The sequence below is a fragment of the Streptomyces sp. 796.1 genome, from assembly GCF_047525675.1.
Classification (GTDB): domain Bacteria; phylum Actinomycetota; class Actinomycetes; order Streptomycetales; family Streptomycetaceae; genus Streptomyces.
On the sequence record NZ_JBLIWA010000001.1, the window covers coordinates 79,590 to 100,462 of the forward strand.

A 20,873-nucleotide genomic window follows, 5' to 3' on the forward strand; every position below is an offset into this window, starting at 1 on the left:
GGCCCGGCCGGCCGGGCCGCGGGGTGACGCGCAGGACGCCCCACTGATCCGAGGGCGGGAGCCGGTCCCGTACGGAGCGTACGGTCGTTCACCAGGCGAACCCCCGGGCACCACCCGCCCCTCACCGGCGCGTCCCCGCCCCGTGTTCGCCGGTTCGGCGCGGGCCCGGTGGCTCGCACGCCGGGTGTCGCGTTCGTACGATGGAACGATGCCTGACCCGCACCCGGGACCGTCGTCCCGCGAAGACCACACCCAGGCCCCGGCGACCGACGGCACCCCCGAGACGGTCCTGCTGCCCACCGGGCCGTGCCACGCCTATCTGGCCCGGGCCGAGCGCACGGGCATCCGCCCGCTCCAGCCCGAGGACGAACGGGAGTTCATCACGCGCACGCGGGAGAGCGTCGCGCTGCACCGGCCGTGGCTGACGCCGCCGGAGACGCCGGAACAGTTCGCGTACTACGTGCAGCGCCTCGCTGCGCCGGACCGCGCCGGGTTCGTCATCTGTGAACTGGCGAACGACCAGATCGCCGGCTACGTCACCATCAACAACATCGTCGGCGGCGCATTCCAGTGCGGGGCGCTCGGCTACGGAGCCTTCGCGCACGCCGCCGGTCGGGGGCTGATGGCCGAGGGCCTCGGCCTCGTCATCGACCACGCCTTCGGGCCGCTCGGCCTGCGGCGCCTCGAAGCCAACGTGCAACCCGACAACGACCGCTCCAACGCCCTCGCCCGCCGCCTCGGCTTCCGTCACGAGGGTTACTCGCCCGAGTTCCTCTACGTCGACGGCGACTGGCGCGACCACGAGCGCTGGGCCCTGACCACCACGATGCGTTACCCGAGCCCCGGGCAAGGCACGATGGTCCCATGAAGATCACCCTCCGCCCCGCCGTGCCCATCCTCCGCGTCTTCGACCGGGCCAAGGCGCACGAGTTCTACGTCGACTACCTGGGCTGCGCCCTCGACTGGGAACACCGCTTCGCCCCCGACCTGCCCGCCTACGCCCAACTCTCCCGCGGTGCCCTGGTCCTGCACCTCTCGGAGCACCACGGCGACGGCACCCCGGGCACCGCGGTCTACGTCGAACTCGACGGCGTACGCGCGCTGCACGCCGAACTCGACGCCAAGCAGTACCCGTTCCTCAAGCCCGACCTGGAGGAGGACGAGGAGATCGGCCTCTCCCTGACCCTGCTCGACCCGTTCGGCAACCAGTTGCGGTTCGCCGAGCCCGTGGAGTGACCGAGGCTGTGCCGGTAGCTGGTAGCTGGTAGCTGGTAGCTGGTAGCTGGTAGCTGGTAGCTGGTAGCCGGTAGCTGGTGGAGGTGGCGGGCCGGGTGGGTCCGCCCCGGCTCACCCCGTTCCCAACAGGTCCACCAACCCGTCGGCCAACTCCGTGCGCCAGCACAGGTAGTCGTGGCCGCCGTTGAACTCCCGGTACTGCGCCGAGTAACCCTGGGCGCGGAGCAGCTCCGGCAGTCGGCGGTTGGCGGGGAGCAGCACCCACTCCTGCTCGCCGGCCGACAGCCAGCAGCGGACCGGGTGGGCCGGGTCCGCCGGTGTCCCGGCGACCAGCGACGTCAGCCACTCGCCGGCCGGGCCGTCCGGCCACCAGAAGGAGCCCGACTGGCTCAGCGCGTTGCCGAACCGGTGCGGGGCGCGTACCGCCGCGTACGTGGCGAGCAACCCGCCCAGGCTCTGCCCGGCGAGTACGGTGCGCGCCGGGTCGGTCGTCAGGGGCCAGCGGGCGGCGGCCCACGGCAGCAGGTCGTCCGTGAGGAAGTCCACGAACCTGTCGTTGCAGGCCAGTTCGGACCAGCGGGTGTCGCTGTCCAGTGCATCGGGCAGCAGCGCGACCAGGGGCGGCAGCCGTCCGTCGGCGATCAGGTTGTCGAGCAGGGTGGCCACCCCGAGTTCGGGTTGCCACATCTCGCCGTCGAAGAGCACCAGGACGGGGAGGGGCGTGGCTGACTCGGGGCCGGCCGGTGCCGGTGTGGCCGATGCCCCGCTGGCTGGTGCTGGTGCCGGCGGCTGGGTGGGTGACGTGGTGGCGGGTGTGTACACCCACACCCTGCGTTCGTTGCCGAGCGCCGCGCTGCGCACCGTGTGGAGCGTGACCGTGCCGCGGGGGACGTCGGCCCGCGGTTGCCAGTCGGCCTCGCCGGGGGCGTTCGGCAGGCGCACCACCGACTGGGGGGCGCCGCCCCAGCGGCGGGGGAGCGTGTGCGGGTTGCGCGGGTCGGGGCGGCCCTGGCCGCGCAGCCAGGGGAGGTAACCGGGGTCGCTGGGGGCGGGCGCGGCCACACCCTGGGCGGTGCGCGGTGCCGCGGGTCGCACGGCCGCGACCGGGGAGGCCGTGACCGCTGGCGCCATCGCTGTGACCGTCGGTGCCGGTTCCACCGCCGTGCCTGCCGGTTCCACCGCCGGGGCCTGGGCTTGCGCCACCACGGGTGCCCCACCTGCGGGTGTCTCACCCACCGGCTCCCCACCCGCAGGCCCCCCGGCCACCGGCTCTCCCGCCGCACCAGCGGGCTCGTCCACGCACAGTGCGTAGCTGGCCCGCCAGTCGCGGCGCATCCGTAGCGACCAGTGCCACACGTCGGTGCCCGGCAGGTGCGCCATCAGGTTGTCGCTGGGGGTACGCGGGTCGATGACCTTGTTCGGCAGGACCAGCACCGAGCGGGTGGCGGGCGTGCCGCGCCACAGGAAGGTGACGACCGCGTGGTCGGGGTCGCCCGCCGGGTCGGGCTCGACCAGCGGCGTGCCCGCCGCCTCGACCTCACTCCAGAACTCCGCCACGGCGTCCCAGTGCCCACCCCGGAGCACCCCCGCCGCCGTGCCCGTACCACCCGCTACCTGCGCCCCGTACGCCCCAGCCCCGCCCCCATGCGCCCCAGACCCATTCCCATTCCCAGCCTCATCCCCGTGCCCCGCCCCGTCGGCCGTCGTGGTCAGGCCGAGCCGGCGGGCCAGGGCGGCCACCCGTGGGCTGGTTGCCCGGGGCACCGGGGCGGGGCGGGGGGTGCGCGGCGGGCGGCGCGGGGCGTCGGTCGGCGGCGGGGATGCGGACATCGGGTGGAACCTCCGGCACGGCGGACGCCCGAACGGAAGACCCCATCGGGTACCGGACGGAAGACTGGCAAGGATCTGCTACAGATGAGGTTCACCTTACTTACCGTGGGGCGTGCGCTGCCCACCGGCCGTCCGGTGCAGCGTGCGGCCCCCGGGAGGGCCGGCCTAACTCCACATGCTGGAAGCCCTGTTCAGCGGGGCCCGCAGGATGTTCCATGGTGATCACACGGCCGCCGTAGCCACGGCGGCTGCACGTGAAGGACTGAGAGAGGCAGTTGTGGTAACGAGCGTGCGACGCACCACCCTGACCCTGCCCGCCGCCCCGCTGGGCCCGGAGAACCCGCTGCCCGCTCTACGCCCGCTGGACGAGGTCCACCAGATCGACGACCGGACACGCGCCGGGCTGCCCGACCAGATGGCCCGGCAGGTCGCGTACGAGCCCCTGCGCTCCATACTGCCCACCAGGCTCCGCGACGCGTACACCCGGGAGAGGGTGACGACCGAGCTCGATGCGATCGTGATCGAGAACGACCGGCTGCGGGCCACCGTGCTGCCCGGCCTCGGCGGGCGCGTCGCCTCCCTCTTCCACAAGCCGACCGGGCGCGAGCTGCTCTACCGCAACCCGGTCTTCCAGCCGGCGGACTTCGCGCTCAACGGCGCCTGGTTCTCCGGCGGCATCGAGTGGAACATCGGCGCCACCGGTCACACCACCCTCTCCTGCGCCCCGGTGCACGCGGCGCGGGTGCCGGCGCCGGACGGTTCGGGCGGCGAGATGCTGCGCCTGTGGGAGTGGGAACGGCTGCGCGACCTGCCCTTTCAGGTGGACTTGTGGCTGCCGGACGGTTCGGACTTCCTGTACGTGGGCGTCCGGGTGCGCAACCCGCACCCGCATCCGGCGGCCGTCTACTGGTGGTCCAACATCGCCGTCCCCGAGGACGCCCGCACCCGCGTCATCGCGCCGGCCGAGGCCGCGTACCACTTCGGCTACGAGCGCACCCTGCGCCGCGTCCCCGTGCCCACCTGGCAGGGCGTCGACCACAGTTATCCGCTGCGCGGCGACTTCGCGGCCGACTTCTTCTACGACCTGCCGGCGGGCGCCAGGCGGTGGATCGCCGCGCTGGACGGTACGGGGCACGGGCTGGTGCACACCTCGACGGACCTGCTGCGGGGCCGCAAGCTCTTCCGCTGGGGCGCCGGCGCCGGCGGGCGCAGGTGGCAGGAGTGGCTGACCGAACCCGGAACCGGCGGCTACGCCGAGATCCAGGCCGGTCTTGCCCGTACCCAACTCGAACACGTACGGCTCGGCGCCGAGGAAGAGTTCAGTTGGCTGGAGGCGTACGGGCCGCTGTCCGCCGACGCGGCCACCGTGCACGGCGACCACTGGGCCGCGGCCCGGGGCGCGGTCGCCGAGGCGCTGGCGGCGGCCCTGCCGCGGGACCGGGTGGACACCGCCTACCGGACGTGGCTGGTCAGTGCGGACGCCGAACCCAAGGAAGTGCTGGCCGAGGGGTCGGGCTGGGGCGCGCTGGAGTTGGAGCGTGCCGGTTACGAGTTGCCGGGCACCCCCTTCGCCCCCGCCTCGCTGGGCGCGCCCCAGCAGCCGTGGCGCGAACTGCTGCGCACCGGCGCCCTGCCCACCCCGCAACCCGCCCGCCCGCCGGGCACCTCGCTGGTCTCCCGCCCCTGGCGCGAACTCCTGGAGACCGCCGACGCCGACGTGCTCGTGGACCCACACCTGAAGTACCACCTCGGGGTGGCCCAGTGGCACGAGGGCGACCGCTCGCAGGCCGTACGGAGCTGGGAGCGGGCCATCGAGATCAGCGACTGGTGGCCGGTGCTGCGCTGTCTGGCCGTGGCCGACCAGACCGACGGCCACGTCAACCGGGCGGCCGATCGCTGGCTGGCCGCGTTCCGCGGGGCGTTGGGGGAGTGGCGGGCCGCTACCGCCGCGGAGGGTGTGGCCGCTGCGCAGGAGGGTGTGCCGGGGCCGGATGCTGCGCCGGCGCCGGAGGGTGTGTCGGGGTTGGGCGCTGCCCTGGGACCGGACGCGCAGGTTGTTGATGCCCGGGCTGCTGATGCCCAGGCCGCGGCCGAGTGGCGGTCCGCGCTGGCGGGGCTCGCCCGGGAGACGGTGGGGGCGCTGCTCGCGGTGGAGCGCGCGGCGGAGGCGCACGAGGTGCTGACCGCGCTGCCGGACCAGGTGCGGGCCCGCGGCCGGTTCGTCCTGCTGGAGGCCAGGGTCCTGCTGGCCACCGGCGACGCCGCGGCGGCCCGGGCCCTGTTCGACCGCGGTTTCGAGGTGGCTGACCTGCGCGAAGGCGAGGAGACGCTGAGCGAGACCTGGTACGCGATCGCCGAAGGTCTGGTCGCCGCCGAACCCGGGGCGAGCGGCCTCGACCCCGCGGCACTGCGCGCCCGCGCCCGTACGGATCACCCGCTGCCCGAGCGGTACGAGTTCCGTATGCGGCCGTCCTGAGCGGGCCGGGCCGGGCTGGCCCGCGCGGCGGGCCTACCCCGGCCCGCCGCATCCGCACCACCCCACCCCGCGGTGCAGCGGGTCGCCGCGGGGCGGGGCAGCGGTCCTACTGGGGTGCGCGCTGCACGTCCACGTACTCGAAGACGGAACCGTCCGGGTGGCGGGCGACCAGGTTGCGGCCGATCGGGGTGGGCAGCGGGCCGGCGATGATGTGCGCGCCGACCGCCTGGAGGTCCATCACCGCCTGGTCCACGTCCCGCACTGCCAGGGTCGCCGTGACCTTCCGCAGGATCTCCAACTCGTTCTCCGGGCCGCTCATCAGGAAGAAGCAGCCGACCGCGGCGACCGAGACGCCGCCCCGTTGGAAGCGCATGGCCTGGGCGCCGGTCAGCCGCTCGTAGACGGCGATCGCGGCGTCCAGATCCGGCACGCACACCCGCAGTGAAGTCCCCAGAATGTCCATGCGTCGAGCCTAGTTGAGCGCGATCACGCGCGGCAGAGGATCTCCCCGTGGAGGACGGCGAACCAGCCGTCGGCCGCCCGACCCCACTGGCGCCAGGCGTCGGCGGCGGCCAGCAGCCCGGCCTCCGTGACGTGCCCGCCGGGCACGGCCGACGCCCGGTAGTGCGAGGAGAGCGTACGGTCCGCCCACAGCCCGCTCCACCAGGAACGCTCCTCGTCGGTCGCGTAGCACCAGGCGGTGGCGGTGGAGGTGACCTCGGTGAACCCGGCCTGCCGGGCCCAGGCGTGCAACTGCCGCCCGGCGTCCGGCTCCCCGCCACTGGCGCGGGCGACCGTGCGGTAGGTCGCCAGCCAGTCGTCGAGCCCGGGCACCTGCGGGTACCAGGTCATCGCCGCGTAGTCGGCGTCCCGGGCGGCGACCACCCCGCCAGGCCGACACACCCGGCGCATCTCGCGCAGCGCACCGACCGGGTCGGCCACGTGTTGCAGCACCTGGTGGGCGTGGACCACGTCGAACGAGTCGTCGGGGAAGTCCAGCCGGTGCACGTCGGCCACGGCGAACGTGAGGTTGGTCAGGCCGCGTTCGGCGGCGGTGGCCCGTGCCTGGGCCAGCACGCCACCCGCCGCGTCCACACCGGTCACCTCGCCCGGCGCCACCCGCTCGGCGAGGTCCGCGGTGATCGTGCCGGGCCCGCACCCCACGTCGAGCACCGACTGGCCGGGGGCCAGTTCGGGCAACAGGTAGCCGGCCGAGTTGGCGGCCGTGCGCCAGGTGTGCGAGCGCAGCACGGCCTCGTGGTGGCCGTGGACGTAGTGCGCCGCGCGGCGCGGGGCATCGGCGGACATGCCGGACCATCCCTTCCCGTGGGACGCCCAGGGTCGGGCGCCTGTCTGCACCGTACGCGGGCGTCTCGGTTAATGAGAGTGGCGTCTCGGTATGCGGACTGGGGTGGGATGGCCAGTTGGTAGTCGGTGGCCAGTGGGTGGGTTGACATCAGGTCGCCGCGGGTCGTCACTGGGTTGCCAGCGGGTGAGCCGGTCCTCACCCCGCTCCACACCACGTCGCGACGTGCCCTTCCACAACCTGCAACCCCACCCGATCCCACCCCACTCCACCCCACCTGACCCCACTCCACCCCGCCCCCGGCGCGGCATAGGCTCACGGCCATGCGTGCACAACTGCGTCAGATCGTCGTGGATTGTCGGCAGCCGCGGGTGCTGGTCAGGTTCTGGGCCGCCCTGTTCGACGCGGAGCCGGTCGACCGCGCCCGCGGCTGGTCCCACCTGGAACTGCCCGGGCTCGCGAGGCTTGCCTTCCAGCCGGTGCCCGAGGCCAAGGTGGTGAAGAACCGGTTGCACCTCGACGTCGCGGTGCCCGACGTCGAGTCGGCCGCGACGGCGGCGGTGGCGCTCGGCGCGGTACGGGTCGGCCCGCTGGTCACCGACGACCAGGGTGCCTTTCAGACCATGCACGATCCGGAGGGCAACGAGTTCTGCCTGGTGAGCGAGTGAGGTGGTGCCTGGCCGGGGGTGGCGTGGCACAGGCGGCGCCGGCTGCGCTGCCCGGGTGACGGCACAGCCGGCGGTGACCTGCGGTGATCCGGACCTGCGGGGACCCGCAGGCCGCCGACGGGGTCAGTCTGCCAGTGGCCGGTACACCCGGAGCGCCTCGTTCACCTTGTCCAGCGTCAGGGCGCGGGGCGCCGGCTCCACCTCGCCGTCGTACGCCAGCGCCGTACCCTCCGGGATGTCGTCCACGCGCAGCCTGCGCAGCCGGGCTTCGGCGTGCACCGGGGAGCGGCGCAACACGCCGAGCAGCGCGGCCGAGAGGAGCCGGGCGCGGGGCAGCCGGCCGCCGTGCACGATGCGCACGTCAAGGAGGCCGTCGGCCAGGTCGTGCCGGCTGGCCGGGGCCGAACCGACGCCGCGGTACGAGCAGTTGCCGGCGAAGAGCATCCACACCGAGCGGCGCTTGCCGTTGATCACCAGGTCGAGCGGTTCGGCCGTGCGCAACACCTGTGCGGTGGCGAGCACCTCGGCCGCCCAACTGCCCACCCGCCCCGCCCAGCGCTCCCGGATGCGGACCAACTCCGGGTAGCAGCCGATGCTGAAGGTGTTGACGTAGTGGGTGCTCGACCCGGCCCCGTCCGCGGTGAACCGCGCCAGGTCCACCGCGACGGCCTGCCCCGCGGTCACCGCGCGGCAACTGTCCTCGACGGTCTCAAGACCCAGGTCGTACGCGAAGTGGTTGAGCGTACCGCCGGGCAGCACGGCCAGCGGCAGCCCGGCCCGCGCGGCCACCTCGGCGGCGGCGCTGACGGTGCCGTCGCCGCCGCACACGCCGAGGGCGCCGCCGAGTTCCCGGGCCCGTTGTGCGGCCTTCTCCAACAGCTCCGTCAGCGAGGGTGTCTCGGGCTGCCGGCCCGGACCGGCACCCGCACCCGCGCCGTAACCTGCTTCTGTGGCTGTGCCTGGTTCCGTGTCCGTACCGGTGTCGGTACCCGCCTCCGCGCGGGCTGGTGCATCCTCCGGGACCAGGTCGCGGTCGGGTTCCGGGGTGAACGACCAGAACTCGGCCTCCGGCAGCGCCTCCCGGATCGGGTCCAGCGGATCGGCGCGCGGCGGCCACACGCTGGTGGCGCCGGAGCCCGAGTTGGCGACCACGACCAGCCCCCGGCCGCGGGGCAGCGCCGGCGCGTCCGTCCGGGGGCGGGCGGCGGACGGCAACTGCGACCTGGTCGGCACCAGACCGCGCACCGCCAGCGCCGCACCAGCGCCGATGGCACTGCCGACGAGGACGTCGCTGGGGTAGTGGGCGCCGGTGTAGATGCGGGAGAAGGCCACGGACGCGGCGATCGGCGCCACCACGGCGCCCCACCGGGGCGACTCCAGGGCCACACCCACCGCGAACGCCGCGGCCGATGCGGAGTGCCCGGACGGGAAGGAGGTGGTGATGGGCTGTCGGCGCAGCCTGCGGATCATCGGCACGCCGTCCACCAGCGGCCGGTTGCGCCGCACCGAGCGCTTGGCCACGGTGTTCACGGTCGCCGACGCCAGCGCGAGCGAGGCGACGCCGCGCATCGCCGCCCGGCGGGTGGCACGGTGCTTGGTGGCCGCCATGCCCGCCGCGAGTCCCAGCCACAGCAATCCGTGGTTGGCGCTGTGGCTCAGCCGCGGCAGTACGGGTTCCGCGCCGGGCCAGTGCCGGGACGCCACCGCGTGGAACATCCGCTTGTCCAGTCTGACCAGCCAGTGGTCGTGGCCGTGGGCGTGCCGAGCGGCGGCGGTCCGCTCCGCCGCGGCCTCCTCAAGCGCCCGCAAGTAGCCGCGTGCCCGCCGCGAACCGCGCTGGCCGGCGGCCTGTACGTGCTCGCCGACCTGTTCCAGGGTGGGAGCGTGGCCGCCGGCCGGGGCGGCGCCGGCGAACAGCGGACCGGCCGCTGCGGCGGTACGGGCCCAGGCCCGGCCTGCGACCGTCCGCCGGGAACCGGCACCCGACCGGCCGACCGGCCCGGCCCCGGGCCCGCCCGGCAGCAACCGCCCCAGCAACCCGTACGCCCCGGCCCGTCGCTCGCCCTTGCCCACCATGCGCCACCCACTCCTTCGCTCGACCACACCAACCACTGCCCCGCCGCGCGTCGCCTACCCGGCCCGGCACTCCCACGGCGCGGCACGGCCCCGGCGGCCCGACCGTACGGTGGCGGCACGCCCCAGGCGCCGTGCGGCAGCGCCGTGATCCACTCGGATACCCGGCGATCGCCAGCCTAGGCCGAAGTGGGTACGTACCGATCGCCCGGAGGGTTAATTGTGGGTGGGTTGGTGTGGCACGGGTGGGTTGGTGCTGATGGGCCCGTACGCAGGCGGGCCCGCCGCTGCCCGGGGACAATGGGCGCATGGCTGCGACGACGGACGAACACCAGGTGGCCCGGCGCCACCGGGAGGCGCTGGAACTCTTCACCTCGCGGGTGCATGCCATCCGCCCCGACCAGTGGGACGCCCCCACACCCTGCACCGACTGGTCCGTACGGGACCTGGTGAACCACCTGGCTGCGGAACAACTCTGGGTGCCACCCCTGGTGCGCGACGGCTCCACCATCGAGGAGCAGGGCGACCGGTTCGACGGCGACCAACTGGGTGAGCGGCCGGTGGCCGCCTGGGACCGGGCGGTGGCGGGCGCGCTCCGGGCGTTCGCGGAGCCCGGCGCCCTGTCGCGTACCGTCCACCTGTCGTCCGGGCCGAGCAGCGCCCTCGCCTACTGCGCGCAGATGACGATGGACGCGACGGTGCACGCCTGGGACCTGTCTCGGGCCATCGGAGCCGAGGAGCAACTGCCGCCAGAATTGGTGGAGTTCGCGGCCCGTGAGGTGCAGCCGTACGCGGCCGACCTGGTCGGCACCGGCCTCTTCGCGGCCCCCCGCACCCCGCCGCCGGGCGCTGACGCCCAGGGCGAACTGCTGGCCCTGCTCGGCCGCCGCCCCTGACCACCCCCGCCCCGCCGGGCGGCGTGCGGGTGGTCCACAGGTTGACGGGCCTGAGGGTTGCCGGGGTGGCGGGTCGGCGGGTCAGTAAGGCAGCGGGTTGCCGGGGCGGCGGGTCGGCGCGCCGGCAGGTTGACGGGCCGGCAAGGCGGCGCGGCAACGGGTTGGCAGGGTGGCGGTCGGCGGCGCCCACCGGGCCCGGGGCGCCGCCGCCACCCGGCTGCTACCGGCCGCCCGAGACCTTCCCGAACTCCGCCACGAACGCCGCGTTGAACGCCGGCAGATCGTCCGGGTTGCGGCTGGTGACCAGCACGTTGGGCCCGTCGGCACAGACGACGACCCGTTCGTCGACCCACCGCCCGCCCGCATTGCGGACGTCGGTGGCCAGGCTCGGGTACGAGGTGAGGGTGCGGCGCCTGACCACATCGGCCTCCACCAGCGTCCACGGTGCGTGACAGATCGCCGCGACCGGCTTGCCCGTCTCGAAGAACTCCCGGACGAAGGCCACCGCGTCGGCGTCCTGCCGCAGCGCGTCCGGGTTGGCCACGCCACCGGGCAGCACCAGCCCGTCGAAGTCCTCGATGTGGGCCTCGCCGACGAGTTGGTCGACGGGGAAGGTGTCGGCCCTGTCGAGGTGGTGGAACGCCTGCACCGTGCCGGGCGCGGTGGACAACAGGGTCGGCGTGCCGTTCGCGTCCCGTACGGCCTGCCAGGGGTCGGTGAGCTCGACCTGTTCGACGCCGTCGGGTGCGGTGAGAAATGCGACTCGCATGGGTGTGTTCCCTCTCTGGGTGGGTGACGGGGCCCGGGGCGCAGTGGCGTTGCCGGGCCTGTGGCGGCGGACGCCGAGCCGGTCGGGGCGGCCGAGCCCGGGGTCATCGATAGTTGCCCGGCCGCCGGCCCGCCAATCGAGCGGGCTCCGCCGAACGGGGTCCGCCAACCGGGCTCGTACACCCTCCGGCTGCCCACCGGGGGCGGGGTTTGCGCCCGAAAGACCTCGGGCACCCGAAGGACTGTGCCTCGGACCGGAGGCACGATTGCGGGAAGGCGCTGGTAGCCCGCGTGCGACCAAACCGTCCGCGCGTGCCCCGCTCCCGCCATGACATCTGCGACCGCCACTGCGGCGAACCATCGATGCACCGCAATCAGGGAGAGCGGAACATGACGCCTGTACGTCCACGCAAGCGGCACCCGCACGACGATGCCCCCGACACCTCGGCCGAGTTCCAGCGCATCGACGAACTGCCCGACGGCCCCGAGAAGGACGCCCTGCGCGAGCAGGTCGTATGCGCCTGGATGCCCATGGCGGAGCGCATCGCCGCCACCTACCGCAACCGGGGCGAGAGCGGCGAAGACCTCGCGCAGGTCGCCATGCTCGGTCTGGTCAAGGCCGTGAACCGGTACGAGGCGGGTCGCGGCACCGCCTTCGAGAGCTATGCGGTGCCCACCATCGTCGGCGAGGTCAAACGCCACTTCCGGGACCACCTGTGGAGCCTGCACGTGCCGCGCCGCGTCCAGGAGTTGCGGCAACAGGTACGGGCCGCCATCCAGGCCCTGACCCGCACCCCCGACGGGCGCCGGCCATCAGTGGCGGACGTGGCGCGCCACACGGGTTTGACCGAAGCCGAGGTCCGTACCGGAATGGGCGCACTCGACTCCTTCGCCACCCTGTCCCTGGACGCCGAGCTGACGGGCGGCGCGGACGGCTACTCCCTCGCCGACACCCTGGGCGCCCCCGACCCCGACTACGACCGGATCGTGGCCCGCGAATCCGTCAAGAAATCCCTCCACGCCCTGCCCGAACGCGAACGCCGCATCCTCTACCTGCGCTTCTTCTGCGACATGACGCAGAGCCGGATCGCCGACCAACTCGGCATGTCCCAGATGCACGTCTCCCGCCTCATCCACCGCACGTGCTCCCGCATCGGCCAGCGCGTGCTTGCGGACGTGGCGTGAGAGGGCGCCGGGCACGGTGCGCGCGGGTGGGGCGGGGCGGGCCGGTCGCCGTGCCGGAGCGTTGTGGTGCGTCGTCCACCGAGCTGACCTGGCCGGACAGGCTGAGACGACGTACCGAACCATGGCGACCAACCCTCCGCGTCAGACGGGATGGCACCGGGCTACGAGCCGTCGCGCCGTGCTGACGCAGACGGAAGGGGGGACGGCTACCCGGGTCCGAACGGGCCGAGCCGGGCCCTCCGGGGCGACCGACCACCCCGGGCACCGCCCGCCCCGTGTGCCTCACCGACCGCCCCGGGGCCACCCATCCCGCCCCACCGGCCCACCCCGATCAGTCGAGGCAGAACTCGTTGCCCTCGATGTCCCGCATGTAGATGCAGGACTCGTTCTCCTCGTCGGCGAGCATCAGCTGTACGCGCTCCGCGCCGAGTGCCATCAGCCGGGCGCACTCCGCCTCCAGGGTGGCCAGGCGCTCCTCGCCCACCAGGCCGGCGCCGGCGCGTACGTCGATGTGCACCCGGTTCTTGGCGACCTTGCCTTCGGGGACGCGCTGGAAGTACAGCCGGGGCCCCTCGCCCGAAGGGTCGATGCTGGCGAACCACGCGCCCTGCTTCTCGACGGGCTGCGCACGGTTGTACGCGTCCCACGTTTCGAACCCGTCCGGCACCGGCGGCGGGACGTAACCCAACACCTCACACCAGAAGCGACCGACGCGCTCGGGGTCCGCACAGTCGAAGGTGATCTGGATCTTCTTGATCGATGACATCGGCGCACCCTAGCAGGGGGTGCGTTCCGCCCTTGGGTGTGACGCCGGCTGGGTGGTGCGGGCGGTGGGTGACGTGATGTGGCGCGGGTGGGTGGCTCGTGGTGGTCAGTCGCCGGGGGTGACACCCAGGTCGTGGCGCATGGCGGTGCGCAGGGCGCCGAGCAGGTCCCACAGTTCGTACTGGGCGCGGCTCGCCGTCTCCACCGTTTCGCCCGGCTCGGGTGCGCCCCGCTCCAACCAGCGTGCCCGCGACGCCGGCCACCGCGATGACGACCGCACCGAGGTCCATCACCGCGCTCCCCGGAACGGTCCGGCCGCCGACCCGGTGCCCAGGAGGTGCGCGGGCGAGGGCGCCCGGGCCCCGCAGGCGAGGCCCGGGCGCCGCTGGGGCAGGAGCGGTTGCGGTTCCGCCGCCGGGGTGGTCACGGTGTCCGGTGGGCGAACAGGATCGCGCCCGGTGTCGGTTGGTCCGGGTCGAGCAGCCACTGGGCCTCGACGGTGAAGCCGGCGGCGCGTAGCCAGTGCGCCACCTCGGTGGGTTCGCGGCGGTGGACGGCGACCTTCATCGGGTGGCCGCCGTAACCCTGCGTCTTCAGGCGCACGCCCGCGCCCGCGTGGAAGCCGAGTAGCAGCGGGCCCGCGGGTGGCAGGACGCGGTGGAAGTGGTCGAGCACGCCCGGTACCGCGTCGTCGGGTACGTGGATCAGGGACCAGAAGGCGAGCACGGCGGAGACGGACGCGGCGGCGAGCGGTAGCCGGGTCATCGAGCCCACCGCGAACCGCAGGTGGGGATGGTCGCGCCGGGCCACGTCGAGCATGCGCGGGGACAGGTCGATGCCGAAGGCGTCGAGGCCCAGCCCGTGCAGGTGCGCGGTGACGTGCCCGGGACCGCACCCCACGTCGGCCACCGGACCGCCCCCGGCCGCCCGTACCGACTCGGCGAACACCGCAAGCGCGGCCCGGAGTTGGGGCTTGCCCGCCAGGGCGCCGCGCAACTGGTCGGCGTAACTGACGGCGACGGTGTCGTACGAACTCCGGGTGTCTGCCAACCACGCGTCCCTGTCCATGGCCGCACACGCTAGCCGACCGCCCCCGATGCGAAGCCTTCGCCCACCGGGCCAGCGGCCTGAGCTTCCCGCGGCCCCTGCGGCTTCTGTGGCTTCTGTGGCTGCCACGGATGCCGAGCCCTTCTCGGCTGGCTGCGGCTCCCGCGGCTCCCGCGGCTCCCGCGGAGGCCGCGCCGCTGGCTCGGTCGGGGCGGGGTGGCGCGCCGCGCGGCCGGGGCGGCGGTGGCGCGGGGGCCGTCGTGTCGGCCCGCGCCCGCACTCGGGTGATCTGCGAGGGTTGCCCCGTCACGGTCCCTTCGTCGATGGAGGTACGGATATGGAGGCACGGATGCAGCGGCCCGACCCCGCGTCCAGTGCTCCGGTCCTTCCCTGGGCGGCGGAGGGCGGGTTGCCGCCGCTGCCCGACCTCGCCGCCCACCTCGCCGCGGCATCCGACCGGACCGGGCCGGAGCCGATCGGCGGCGCGCTCGCGCTGCGCCGCGCGGCCGGCGACTACTGGGGGCGGCGCGGACTGCACACCGCGCCCGATGACGTGCTCGCCGGTCCCGGTGCGCAACCGCTGCTGCTGGCGCTGCTCGCCACGGTCGGCGGCGACGTGCTGCTCACCCGTCCGGCTGCCGCCTGGTACGCACCGCTCGCCCGGCTCGCCGGCCGGCCCGTGTACCCGGTGCCGGCCCCTGCCGCGGGCGGTGGCGTGCCCGATCCGTTCGCCCTGCTGGAGACCGTGCGCCGGGTCCGCGCCGAGGGCGGTGACCCGCGAGTGCTGCTGCTCGCGGTGGCTGACGACCCGACCGGCACGGTCGCGCCGCCCGAGTTGCTGCACGAGGTGTGCGAGGCGGCCGAGGCGGTGGGCCTGCTGGTGGTCAGCGACGAGACCTGGCGGGACACGGTGCATCCGGCCGCGGGCGAGCCCGCGCGGGAAGGGGCGTGGCCGGTGGCTGAGGGCGCGCGGCCCGCTCCTGCCGCCGGGCGACTGCCCGTCCCCGATGCGGCGGGTGGTCGCGATGGCTCGCCCGGCCCGGGCCGACCACCGGCGCCCGGCCCGGGCTTGCCGATGCCGCCCGCCTCCTGGCCGGCCGAGAACGTGCTGGTCAGCCCGGCTGAGATGGTGGCCGACCGGGTCGTGGTGCTCACCGATCTGGCCGGTGCGTTCACGCCCCCGAGTTGGCCGGCGGCCGTGGCCAGGTTCCCCCGCACCGACCGGGGGGCCGCACTGCGATCGGACCTGCTGGCCGCACTCAGCGCCGTACGGGCCGAACTCGCCGCCCCGGTGGCCGCGGCGGCGCTGCACGCGCTGCGGGAGCCGGAGCCGGTACGGGCCAGGGTGGAGCAGGCGGCCCGCGCCTTCGGGGCGGTCGGCGCGGCGGCCTACGACCGGCTGGGCGCGCTGGGCGTCCGCAGCCGGCCGCCGCGCGCCGGCCGCCATCTCTACGTCGATCTGGAGGAGCTGCGCGGGCCGCTGGCCGAACGCGGCATCACCGACTCGGTGGACCTGGAGCGGGAGCTGACCCGGCGGCTGGGGCGGCCGGTCCCCGGCGGCCACCGGTTCGGCGACACGCCCGACGCGCTGTGCGTACGGCTGACCACGTTGCCGCTGCTGGGCGCCGACGACACCCAGCGGCTCGCCGCGCTCGACGCCCGAGAACCGCTCGAACTGGCCTCTGTGCGGGGGGCGTTGGATCTCCTCGCGGCTGTCTTCGGGGAACTGGGGCAGGCGGGGGAGAGCTGAGCAGGGTTGGGCTGGGCTGTGTCTGCCTGGCCTGGCCTGGCATGAGCTGGGTGGGATCGGGCTCAGATCAGCCTGGGTCGGGCTGGGTTGGGTTGGGCCGGGCTGGGGCGGTGCGGCCCGGGTCGGGCTGTTGCCCGCCGGGCGGCGGTCGTCGCCTGCTGTGCGTTGCCCGCCCGTCCGCGGGGCGGGCCGAGGTGGTCGCCGGGCGGCGGGGCGTACGGCGACCCGGTTCCGTTGGACCGAGGAGGCCGGGGCCGGTCGAGTGGGGGCGGGACGGGGTAGCCGTCTCGGTGCGCGGTGCTTCGCGCTCGCGACCGGTTCGCCTCACCGAATGGAGCCTTGTCGATGACCGATCAGACCGAGCGGTTCCGTACCGAAGCCGGCCCCGAGGGTGTGGCCCGCCCCCAGGCCGGCCGGCGGGCGCGTACCGACGGGGGCCCACGTCCGCTGCCGGCGCCCCGCCCGCTCGGTGGAGTGCGCCGCTGGCCGAGGACGTTCGCCCACCGGCTGACCACACCGCTGCCGGGCGTGCGCGCGCTGGCCAGGCTCGCCCGCGAGGGGCTGCTGCGGCCGTCGGGTCAGGACCTGCACACCATCGCCGACCTGCCGTTCGCGCCCGGCCCGCAGCCCCTGCCCGGGCCCGGGGAGGTGGCGCTCACCTGGGTGGGGCACGCCAGTTGGGTGATCCGCATCGGCGGGCTGACCGTCCTGGCCGACCCGGTCTGGTCCCGGCGGATCTTCGGCACCCCGGCCCGGGTGACGCCGGTGGGCGTGCGCTGGGAGGACCTGCCGCACATCGACGCCGTCGTCATCAGCCACAACCACTACGACCACCTGGACGCACCCACCCTCAAGCGGCTGCCCCGCGACACCGCGCTCCTGGTGCCCGCCGGGCTCGCCCCCTGGTGTCGCCGCCGCGGCTTCACCCACGTGACGGAACTCGACTGGTGGGAGGCGGTGGAACTGCCCGCGCCCGACGGCGGCGTCGTACGGTTCGACTTCGTCCCCGCCCACCACTGGAGCAAGCGCGGCCTCACCGACACCTGCCGTTCGCTGTGGGGCGGCTGGGTACTCACCGCCCCACCGGCCGCGGACGACACGCCCGGGCACCGGCTCTACTTCGCCGGCGACACCGGGTACGGCCACTGGTTCACCGAGATCGGCGACCGCTATCCGGGCATCGACCTGGCACTGCTGCCGATCGGCGCGTACGAACCGCGCTGGATGCTGCGCCCCGTACACCTGGACCCCGAAGAGGCGGTCCGGGCACTCGGGGACCTGCGGGCGCGCCGGATGGCCCCCATGCACTGGGCGACCTTCCTGCTCTCGGCCGAGCCGCCGATGGAGCCACTGCGCCGCGCCCGTGCCGCCTGGGCCGCGACCGGCCGCCCCCGCGAGGACCTGTGGGACTTGCCGGTGGGTGGCTCGCGGGTGTTGGGGGAGGGGTAGCGAGCTCTGTGGGCGTGGCTGTGGCTGTGGCGGAGGTTGGGCCGGGGCGGCGGTGGCGGGTTGGGTGGGCGCGGTCCGTGGCGCGGTGGGCGGGGTGAACCCGACCACCCACCGCCGAAGAAGCGACGACAACAACTGGCCGCCCGATCAGCACTTCTGGCGAACCATCACCCGGCCGAGCCAGCCGGAACCACACCCCGACGCCCCCTTCCGGTTGGGGCAGGGCTCCGCCCGCCCCCGTGGCGTACGAGTGAAGTCCTGCCCCGGGCTGAGGTGGTGGGCAGGACCCTCGTCCCAGCCGCGGGGAACACAGGGACCTGGGCACTCGCGCCCGCGGGCGATGTGCCGGCGGGGTGCGGTTTCCTAGCCTCCAGACATGCGATCACACGATGTGCCCGAGACCGGGCCCATGAACGGGGTTTCCGCTTCCGTCACCCGCGGCGGCACCCCGGTTTCTACTCGTACGGAGCACGTGGCCGGTACCCGTACGGAGCACACGGCCCACACCCGTACCGGACGCCCTGCCCACACCCGGCGCCGCAGCTCAGGGTTGCTCCTCGCCCTCCCGTTGACGCTGTGTCTGACCGCGCTGACCGGGGCCGGTGCGGCGCAGGCCGCCGGGTCGGGCGGCGGTGACCCGGCCCGGGAGCTGGCCCGCGTCGACCAGCCGTTGCGCAGCACCGCGCCGGACGCGCCCTTCGACGGCGACCTGCGGGCCTTCGGCCGGATGGTGGGGGCTGCGGACGTCGTCGGGGCGGGGGAGGCCACCCACGGGTCGGCCGAGTTCGTCACCACCAAGCACCGCCTGTTCCGCTACCTCGTCGAGCACCGGAACTTCCGCACCTTCGCCTTCGAGATCCAGTGGAGCGCCGGCCTGCGCCTGGACCGCTGGGTGCGCACCGGCGACGGCGACCTGGCGACCATCATGGATGAGGAGTTCCAGAACGGCGGCGCGCTGTGGAACACCGAGGAGATGGCGGACCTGTTCCGCTGGATGCGCGCCTGGAACGAGGGCCACCGCGACCAGCTCCGGGTGGTCGGCGACGACGCGGCCTTCGCGGGGCCCGAACTCTTCGACCGGGTCACCGCGTACGTCGCCCGCAACTACCCGGCCCTGCTGCCCACCGTCAAGCAGAAGTACGCCGCATCGCGGCCGACCGCCGGCATGGACGAGACGATGACGTCCAGGTTCGCGATGCCGCTGGCCGAGCGGCGACAGCTCAGGGACGATGTGCAGTCCGTACTCACCCTGCTGGAACGGCAGCGGCCAGGACCCGACCGGCGGGCGCACGCGCTGGTCCTCCAGCACGCCAGGGCCATCGCCCAGGTGGGCACCCTGTTCGGGTACGACATGGTGAACGACGCGCCCGGCGCGATGCGCTACCGGGACGAGGTGATGGCCGCCAACACGGTGTGGTGGCAGCGGCACAGCGGCACCCGGGTCTTCCTGTCCGCCCACAACACGCACGTCGGGGGCGAGTCCAACGTGCCCGACTACTACCCGACCACCCAGGGCGAGGTGCTGCGCGAGGAACTCGGCAAGCGGTACGTCAACCTCGGATTCACCTTCGGGCAGGGCGGGTTCAACGCGGTCGACCCCGAGGACCCGAAGAAGGTCTACCGCCCCGTCGAGCTGGGCCCCGCCGCCCCCAACAGCAGCGAACACACCCTGGAACGGGTCGCCAAGGGTGACTACTACCTCGACACCCGCACGGCGCCCCGCACCGCCCGCAGTTGGCTGACGACCGCCCGCCCGGTGCGCAGCATCGGCGCCTCCTGGCCGGCGGACGAGTACGAGTCGACGCGGCTCGGCCACAACTACGACATCGTGGTCCACCTGCACCGGGTCACCACGACCACGCCGCGGTGACGCCCCGGCCCACGGCCCCGATCGGCCCCCGCCGCCCGCACCTGCGCCACCCGGCACCCCGTACGAGGCGTACCAGGCGACCGCGGGCCCGCAGCGCCCCGGAGCTGACGCCATACCAGCAGCCCCACCAGCCGCACCCGGGGCAGGCTCCGCAACCCGCCGGCCAGTCCGTGCGTCAACCAACGCAGACGGCACGACGGCCGGGACTCGGGTGCGCGCCCCCGCCCGGCGACCTGGCACCAACCCACTCATCCGCCGCGCCCACCGGGCGCGACCTGGAGGTTCCTTCGATGACCCGGCTCTCGGACCGTCCCTCGGCCCTCTCTTCCCGCCTGGCGGGAGCCCGTTTCGCCCCGCGCCGGCCGCGGCGCGCGCTCGCCGTGGCCGCGGTGGTGAGCACGGCGCTCGCCGTCGGCGCGACCTTGCCGGCGACGGCCGCCCCGCACCGCCCGCAGGACACCGTGGGCCAGGGCCTCGTCCACCTGGTGCGCGATGACCAGTACCCGGCGGCGCTGGCCGCCACCACCGAGCCCGACGGGCGGACCCGCAACCAGGTCGCCGGCGTCGCCGACCTGCGCACCGGGGCCAAGGCCCCGCTCAACGGCCGGGTGCGGGCTGGCAGCAACACCAAGACGTTCACCGCGACGGTCGTCCTGCAACTGGTCGGCGAGGGGAAGGTGGGGCTCGACGAGCCCGTCGAGCGGTATCTGCCGGGGCTGGTGCGCGGCGAGGGCATCGACGGCCGGAACATCACGGTCCGTCAGATCCTCCAGCACACCAGTGGCCTGCCGGATTACGTGCCCTACCTCGGCGACATCACCGGCAGCGAGCGGCACGCCTACGTGCAGCCGCGCACCACGCTCGACCTGGGCCTGGCGCACGGGGCGCTGTTCGCGCCCGGCGCCGGCTGGGAGTACAGCAACACCAACTACACCATCGCCGGGCTGATCATCGAGAAGGTCACCGGACGGCCGCTGGCCGAGGAGATCACCCGCCGCATCATCGACCGCATCGGCCTGCGCCACACCACCTTCCCCGGCGTCGGCGACGAGCGCATCCCCGGGCCGCACCCGCGCGGCTACTACGCGGCCAAGGTGGGCGCGCCGCTCCAGGACATGACCGAGCTCGACCCGTCCTGGGGCTGGGCCGCCGGGCAGATCATCTCCACCCCGGCCGACCTGAACCGGTTCTTCACCGCCTTGCTCGGCGGCGAACTCCTCGCCCCCGCCCAGCTCGCCGAGATGCGCACCACGGTCCCCACCGGCGGCAAGCTGTGGGCCGGCGCCCGCTACGGGCTCGGCCTCATCAGCACGCCGCTCACCTGCGGCGGCCTGGCCTGGGGCCACGGCGGTGACATCCCCGGCTACCAGACCAGCGTCGGCGTCACCGAGCGCGGCAGGGCCGTCTCCGTCGCCGTCACCGCGGACCGGCACACGGTCAAGCAGGGCCCCGGCGACGTCCGGGCCCTGGTGGACTCCGCGCTGTGCCGCTGAGGGGCGGCCGGCGGTGACCGTCGGGGCGCCACCGGGACGGAAAAAACTCGGCGGCGCCCGG

Annotated in this window: 17 protein-coding genes; 10 read left to right on the forward strand and 7 right to left on the reverse strand. The window is 74.4% G+C overall.

Features of this window, described 5'->3' with window-relative positions:
• Nucleotides 1-208: 208 nt before the first annotated feature.
• Complete coding sequence (locus ACMA1D_RS00295) at nt 209-868, forward strand: GNAT family N-acetyltransferase (protein WP_414721771.1); 660 nt, start codon at nt 209-211, stop codon at nt 866-868.
• Nucleotides 865-1,236 (forward strand): glyoxalase superfamily protein, encoded by a 372-nt coding sequence (locus ACMA1D_RS00300; protein WP_414721772.1) that lies wholly within the window; start codon nt 865-867, stop codon nt 1,234-1,236. Before ACMA1D_RS00295 ends, ACMA1D_RS00300 begins: the two co-directional genes overlap by 4 nt.
• A gap of 111 nt (nt 1,237-1,347) precedes the next feature.
• On the opposite strand, the gene ACMA1D_RS00305 is transcribed toward ACMA1D_RS00300, so the two are convergent.
• Nucleotides 1,348-2,793 (reverse strand): alpha/beta hydrolase-fold protein, encoded by a 1,446-nt coding sequence (locus ACMA1D_RS00305; protein WP_414721773.1) that lies wholly within the window; start codon nt 2,791-2,793, stop codon nt 1,348-1,350.
• A 562-nt stretch (nt 2,794-3,355) separates the two neighbouring features.
• On the opposite strand from ACMA1D_RS00305, the gene ACMA1D_RS00310 reads away from it, so the two are divergent.
• Nucleotides 3,356-5,542 carry a DUF5107 domain-containing protein gene (locus tag ACMA1D_RS00310; RefSeq protein ID WP_414721774.1) on the forward strand — a complete coding sequence of 729 codons (2,187 nt, stop codon included), beginning with the start codon at nt 3,356-3,358 and terminating at the stop codon, nt 5,540-5,542.
• A gap of 106 nt (nt 5,543-5,648) precedes the next feature.
• Here ACMA1D_RS00310 and ACMA1D_RS00315 read toward each other — a convergent pair whose 3' ends face one another.
• Both ACMA1D_RS00315 and ACMA1D_RS00320 read right to left on the reverse strand, forming a co-directional pair.
• Nucleotides 5,649-6,005: a VOC family protein gene (locus tag ACMA1D_RS00315; RefSeq protein WP_414721775.1), complete on the reverse strand. Its 357-nt coding sequence runs from the start codon at nt 6,003-6,005 to the stop codon at nt 5,649-5,651.
• A 23-nt stretch (nt 6,006-6,028) separates the two neighbouring features.
• Nucleotides 6,029-6,850 carry a class I SAM-dependent methyltransferase gene (locus ACMA1D_RS00320; protein ID WP_414721776.1) on the reverse strand — a complete coding sequence of 274 codons (822 nt, stop codon included), beginning with the start codon at nt 6,848-6,850 and terminating at the stop codon, nt 6,029-6,031.
• A gap of 321 nt (nt 6,851-7,171) precedes the next feature.
• On the opposite strand from ACMA1D_RS00320, the gene ACMA1D_RS00325 reads away from it, so the two are divergent.
• Nucleotides 7,172-7,516, forward strand: a complete 345-nt coding sequence (locus ACMA1D_RS00325) for a VOC family protein (RefSeq protein WP_414721777.1) — start codon at nt 7,172-7,174, stop codon at nt 7,514-7,516.
• A 123-nt stretch (nt 7,517-7,639) separates the two neighbouring features.
• On the opposite strand, the gene ACMA1D_RS00330 is transcribed toward ACMA1D_RS00325, so the two are convergent.
• Nucleotides 7,640-9,232, reverse strand: a complete 1,593-nt coding sequence (locus ACMA1D_RS00330; protein ID WP_414721972.1) for a bifunctional phosphatase PAP2/diacylglycerol kinase family protein — start codon at nt 9,230-9,232, stop codon at nt 7,640-7,642.
• Between the two features lie 665 nt (nt 9,233-9,897).
• Between ACMA1D_RS00330 and ACMA1D_RS00335 the strand changes: the two genes are divergently transcribed.
• On the forward strand, nt 9,898-10,485 hold the full coding sequence (locus tag ACMA1D_RS00335; protein WP_414721778.1) for a TIGR03086 family metal-binding protein: 588 nt from the start codon (nt 9,898-9,900) through the stop codon (nt 10,483-10,485).
• Between the two features lie 220 nt (nt 10,486-10,705).
• Here ACMA1D_RS00335 and ACMA1D_RS00340 read toward each other — a convergent pair whose 3' ends face one another.
• Entirely contained in the window at nt 10,706-11,254 is a 549-nt protein-coding gene (locus tag ACMA1D_RS00340) for a type 1 glutamine amidotransferase domain-containing protein (RefSeq protein ID WP_414721779.1), read from the reverse strand.
• A gap of 389 nt (nt 11,255-11,643) precedes the next feature.
• On the opposite strand from ACMA1D_RS00340, the gene ACMA1D_RS00345 reads away from it, so the two are divergent.
• Nucleotides 11,644-12,438, forward strand: coding sequence for a SigB/SigF/SigG family RNA polymerase sigma factor (locus ACMA1D_RS00345; protein ID WP_414721780.1), 795 nt, complete (start codon nt 11,644-11,646; stop codon nt 12,436-12,438).
• Between the two features lie 331 nt (nt 12,439-12,769).
• On the opposite strand, the gene ACMA1D_RS00350 is transcribed toward ACMA1D_RS00345, so the two are convergent.
• A complete protein-coding gene (locus ACMA1D_RS00350; protein ID WP_414721781.1) occupies nt 12,770-13,204 on the reverse strand; it encodes a VOC family protein in 435 nt (144 codons plus the stop codon).
• Nucleotides 13,205-13,626: 422 nt separating this feature from the next.
• Nucleotides 13,627-14,271, reverse strand: a complete 645-nt coding sequence (locus ACMA1D_RS00355) for a class I SAM-dependent DNA methyltransferase (protein ID WP_414721782.1) — start codon at nt 14,269-14,271, stop codon at nt 13,627-13,629.
• A gap of 328 nt (nt 14,272-14,599) precedes the next feature.
• Here ACMA1D_RS00355 and ACMA1D_RS00360 point away from each other — a divergent pair, with 328 nt between their 5' ends.
• The 4 genes from ACMA1D_RS00360 (at nt 14,600) to ACMA1D_RS00375 (ending at nt 20,812) form a co-directional block, all read left to right on the forward strand.
• Nucleotides 14,600-16,000 (forward strand): aminotransferase class I/II-fold pyridoxal phosphate-dependent enzyme, encoded by a 1,401-nt coding sequence (locus tag ACMA1D_RS00360; RefSeq protein ID WP_414721973.1) that lies wholly within the window; start codon nt 14,600-14,602, stop codon nt 15,998-16,000.
• Between the two features lie 345 nt (nt 16,001-16,345).
• Complete coding sequence (locus ACMA1D_RS00365) at nt 16,346-17,449, forward strand: MBL fold metallo-hydrolase (RefSeq protein WP_414721783.1); 1,104 nt, start codon at nt 16,346-16,348, stop codon at nt 17,447-17,449.
• A gap of 376 nt (nt 17,450-17,825) precedes the next feature.
• Nucleotides 17,826-19,319, forward strand: coding sequence for an erythromycin esterase family protein (locus ACMA1D_RS00370; protein ID WP_414721784.1), 1,494 nt, complete (start codon nt 17,826-17,828; stop codon nt 19,317-19,319).
• Nucleotides 19,320-19,609: 290 nt separating this feature from the next.
• Entirely contained in the window at nt 19,610-20,812 is a 1,203-nt protein-coding gene (locus ACMA1D_RS00375) for a serine hydrolase domain-containing protein (protein ID WP_414721785.1), read from the forward strand.
• Nucleotides 20,813-20,873 lie beyond the last annotated feature (61 nt).

What these genes read in the sequence shown, in the direction of transcription:
- ACMA1D_RS00320 (WP_414721776.1), bottom strand. Translation starts at nt 6,850, where the DNA reads ATGTCCGCCGATGCCCCGCGCCGCGCGGCGCACTACGTCCACGGCCAC.
- ACMA1D_RS00340 (WP_414721779.1), bottom strand. Translation starts at nt 11,254, where the DNA reads ATGCGAGTCGCATTTCTCACCGCACCCGACGGCGTCGAACAGGTCGAG.
- ACMA1D_RS00370 (WP_414721784.1), top strand. Translation starts at nt 17,826, where the DNA reads ATGCGATCACACGATGTGCCCGAGACCGGGCCCATGAACGGGGTTTCC.
- ACMA1D_RS00335 (WP_414721778.1), top strand. Translation starts at nt 9,898, where the DNA reads ATGGCTGCGACGACGGACGAACACCAGGTGGCCCGGCGCCACCGGGAG.
- ACMA1D_RS00300 (WP_414721772.1), top strand. Translation starts at nt 865, where the DNA reads ATGAAGATCACCCTCCGCCCCGCCGTGCCCATCCTCCGCGTCTTCGAC.
- ACMA1D_RS00330 (WP_414721972.1), bottom strand. Translation starts at nt 9,232, where the DNA reads ATGTTCCACGCGGTGGCGTCCCGGCACTGGCCCGGCGCGGAACCCGTA.
- ACMA1D_RS00315 (WP_414721775.1), bottom strand. Translation starts at nt 6,005, where the DNA reads ATGGACATTCTGGGGACTTCACTGCGGGTGTGCGTGCCGGATCTGGAC.
- ACMA1D_RS00360 (WP_414721973.1), top strand. Translation starts at nt 14,600, where the DNA reads ATGCAGCGGCCCGACCCCGCGTCCAGTGCTCCGGTCCTTCCCTGGGCG.
- ACMA1D_RS00375 (WP_414721785.1), top strand. Translation starts at nt 19,610, where the DNA reads ATGACCCGGCTCTCGGACCGTCCCTCGGCCCTCTCTTCCCGCCTGGCG.
- ACMA1D_RS00350 (WP_414721781.1), bottom strand. Translation starts at nt 13,204, where the DNA reads ATGTCATCGATCAAGAAGATCCAGATCACCTTCGACTGTGCGGACCCC.
- ACMA1D_RS00345 (WP_414721780.1), top strand. Translation starts at nt 11,644, where the DNA reads ATGACGCCTGTACGTCCACGCAAGCGGCACCCGCACGACGATGCCCCC.
- ACMA1D_RS00325 (WP_414721777.1), top strand. Translation starts at nt 7,172, where the DNA reads ATGCGTGCACAACTGCGTCAGATCGTCGTGGATTGTCGGCAGCCGCGG.
- ACMA1D_RS00295 (WP_414721771.1), top strand. Translation starts at nt 209, where the DNA reads ATGCCTGACCCGCACCCGGGACCGTCGTCCCGCGAAGACCACACCCAG.
- ACMA1D_RS00365 (WP_414721783.1), top strand. Translation starts at nt 16,346, where the DNA reads ATGACCGATCAGACCGAGCGGTTCCGTACCGAAGCCGGCCCCGAGGGT.
- ACMA1D_RS00355 (WP_414721782.1), bottom strand. Translation starts at nt 14,271, where the DNA reads ATGGACAGGGACGCGTGGTTGGCAGACACCCGGAGTTCGTACGACACC.